The organism is Nonomuraea guangzhouensis (assembly GCF_019396345.1).
GTDB lineage: Bacteria > Actinomycetota > Actinomycetes > Streptosporangiales > Streptosporangiaceae > Nonomuraea > Nonomuraea guangzhouensis.
Window position 1 is genome coordinate 1 of the sequence record NZ_JAHKRM010000098.1, and the last position, 3,563, is coordinate 3,563.

Genomic DNA, 3,563 nt, shown 5'->3' on the forward strand with positions numbered 1-3,563 from the left:
GCCGATCGCCCGCAGGATCCCGGCCCCGATCCCCTGCCCGGTCGCCAGCCACTCCGCGATGAGCGCCCAGCGCGCGCTGGGTAAGCCAACCGCGCCGCGCTGAAACGGCGCTGAGTTTTGGCTGAGCGGGCAACGGTGAAATCATGGGCCCTGCTCTGGCTCCCAACCCGTGCAGGGGTACACGTGCAGGAGACCGATCACGGTGTGGAGTTCCGCCTGCTGGGCCCCGTGGGCATCTGGAAGGGCGATCATCGACTGGGGCCGGTCACCGCGCAGCAGCGGACCGTGCTGGCGATGTTGTCGCTGGACCCGGAGCGGGTGGTGTCCGTTGACCGGCTGGTGACGGCGTTGTGGCGGGGGGAGCCGCCGGCCCTGGCCCGTAACGCCGTCCAGGGATGCGTGTCGCGCATCCGGCGCGTGCTCGCCACGGCCGGGCCGGCCGAGGCCAGGCTCACCACCTCCCGGCACGGCTACTGCCTGATGACCGAACGCCGGACCGTGGACCTGCACCGCTTCCGGGAGTTGGTCCGGGAGGCGGAAAAGAGCGAGCCGGCGAAAGCCTACGAGCTGTTACGCACCGGACTGCGACTGTGGCGCGGCACCGCGCTGTCGGACGTCGCGGGGTCCTGGTTACCCGACATCGTGGCACCTGGGCTGGAGGAGGAGCGGCTCGCCACCGTGGAGCAACGCGTCGCGCTGGACCTGCTCCTGGGGCGGCATCGGGAGATCGTCGATGAACTCTCGGCACTCGTCGCGGAGTTCCCGTTACGCGAGCGACTGGCGTCCCTGCTCCTGACCGCGCTGTATCGGTCAGAACGGCGGGTCGACGCGCTGGCGGCGTTCCAGCGGGTGCGGAGGCAGTTCGCGGACGAGCTCGGCATCGAGCCCGGCGACGAGCTCCAGCGCGCGCACCAGGCGATCCTCAACGGGCAAGAGCCATTGCGCGAGCTCTCCACCAGCCTCGTGACACCCGCGGCGATCTCCCAACCGTACGTCGGCCGACGCGCCGAGCTCGCCGCCGTGACCGCGCTCAGCGGCGGCGTCGTACTGGTCAGCGGCGAGCCGGGCGCGGGGAAGACGGCCTTCATCGAGCAGGTACGCGCGGCGCTGACAGTACAGGGCTGGGCCGTCGGCTGGGGTCGCTGCCCCGAGCACGAAGGCGCGCCGGCGGGCTGGGCGTGGGCCGAGCTGCTCAGGGAACTGGCCGGCCGATTCCCGCCCGGCGACCCGGAGGCGCTCGCGCCGCTGCTGTCCGACGTCCCGGTGAGCGGGGACGTGCCGGGTGCCCGGTTCCGGCTGCATCGGGCGGTCAGCGCGTTCGCGGCCTCGATCGGGCGGCCGCTGCTGCTCGTGCTCGACGACCTGCATCGGGCCGACGCCGAGACCCTGGCCATCCTCACTCATGTGATCGGCGAGAGCGCCGGCCTGCCGATCCTCGTCGTCGGCAGCTACCGGCACACCGAGCCGAACGAGCACCTGGCCGACGTTCTGGCCGCCATCGCCGCCCGCGAACCGCTCCGCGTCCGGCTCGACGGCCTGTCCGAGCCCGAGGTGGGTGAGCTGGTCACCGCCACGTGCGGCAGCCCGGCCGCGCCGGAGACGGTCGCGGAGATCGCCGAGCGGACCGGCGGGAACCCGTTCTTCGTCCGGGAGACCGCCCGGCTGCTCGACGCGGAGGGCGCGACCGCCATTCCGGCGGGCGTACGGGACGTGCTTCGCCGCCGCGTGGCCCGGCTGCCCGAGCAGGCGCAGACGATCCTGCGGCACGGCGCGGTCATCGGCCGCGAGAGCGACGTCGACGTGCTGACCGCCGTCAGCGGCGCCGACGAGGAGGCCGTGCTGGCCGCCATCGAGGCCGGGCTCGTGACCGGGCTGCTCACCGAGCCGGAGCCGGGCCGGCTGCGGTTCGCGCACGTACTGATCCGCGACACCCTCTACGACGATCTGTCCCGCGTCCGCCGGGCCCGCCTGCACCTGCGCGTGGCCCGGGCCATCGAGGAGCATGATCCGGATGACGTGGCCGCGCTCGCCCACCACTACACCGCCTCGGCCGCCGACCCGGCCGGCGCCGTACGCTTCAGCAGGCTCGCCGCCGAGCAGGCCGAGCGCCGCTTCGCCCACCACGAGGCCGCGGCGCTCTGGCAGCAGGCGCTCGACGCGTTCGACGGTGACCCGCGTGAACGGCTGGAGCTGACGCTGTCGCTGGTGGCGGCCCTGACCAGCACCGGGCAACTCGTCAAGGCCCGTACCCACCGGGAGCGGGCGATCCGCGAGGCGATGCCGCTCGGCGACCCCGACCTGCTCGCCCGGGTGATCGTGTCGTTCGACGTGCCGACGTTCTGGAGCAACAGGGAGTACGGCACGCTCGACACCGACCTGATCGACGCCGTCGAGGAGGCCTTGTCCCGGCTCCCGCCCGGGGACGGCGGGACACGGTGCCGGCTCCTGACCACGCTGGCGTTCGAACTGGAGGGTGAGCCGACAGAACGCGGCTACCTCGCCTCCCAGGAGGCCGTGGCGATGGCCCGCCGCCTCGGCGACCGCCACCTGCTCGTGCTCGCGCTCAACGGCCGCTTCCACCAGTCCTTCCGGTACGGCGGCCAGGAAGAGCGGTTGGAGATCGGCGCGGAGCTGGTGAGCTTGGCGGACGGCGACGTGACGGTCGAGGTGCTCGGCCGGCTCATGCTCATGCAGGCCGCCATCAACCAGGCCGAGTTCGGCGTCGCCGACCGGGAGGCCGCCAGGGTCCACCACCTGGCCGAGCTGTACGACATACCGCTGGCCCACGCCGCAGTCGGCTTCTACCACGGCCTTCGAGCCGCGCTGGCGGAGGACTACGAACAGGCCGAGTCCCGCTGGCGCGCCGCCGCCGAGCTGTCGGGACGCCTCGGCATGTGGCAGCACGAGGCCGGGCTGTTGCTGCTCGCCCGTTACGGCATGTACCTGATACGCGGTGATCTCACCCCGATGCTGCCCGACCTGCGGTACTTCGCCACGGAGGGGCCATGGCAGGAGCAGTGCGTGGAGTTGTACGCGCTGGCCCTCTGCCATGCCGGGCGGGTGGAGGAGGCGCGGGCCGTGCTCGCCGACCGGCTGCCGCGGATCAGGCCCGACTACTTCTGGCACCTGCTGACGGCCGTGCGCGGGCTGCTCGGGGTCGCGATCGGCGACCGGGGGCGGGTCGAGGAGGCGTACGAGCGGCTGCTGCCGGTCTCGGTCGAGCCGGTGGGTAGCACCGGATACCTGGCCGTGTGGCCGACGGCCCAGGTCCTCGGCGATCTGGCCGCCTGCCTGGGCCGGCCCGTGCAGCCCCACTACCGGGAGGCCCTGGCGGTGGCCGAGCGGGCGGGGGTGCGGCCGTGGATCGACGCGGCGCGCGCCGCGCTCGCCTGACGGCCGCCACTCCTCCCTCGCGGTGCGGGGGTCCCATCAGTTTTCAGCGCGATCTGTCGTGGAACCCCGGGCGTTCACGTTCACGCCCGGGAGGAAACGGCAGCGCGGGAGGCCCGCCAAGGGCCGAGCGGTGCGGTGACAGCAACTTTGGGGGAGCAGCCCAGCCTGGG

General features: G+C 73.1%; 1 protein-coding gene. It reads left to right on the plus strand.

The annotated features are described in order from the left end of the window. Nucleotides 1-183 precede the first annotated feature (183 nt). Complete coding sequence (locus tag KME78_RS63510; protein WP_219539931.1) at nucleotides 184-3,393, plus strand: ATP-binding protein; 3,210 nt, start codon at nucleotides 184-186, stop codon at nucleotides 3,391-3,393. Nucleotides 3,394-3,563: the final 170 nt, after the last annotated feature.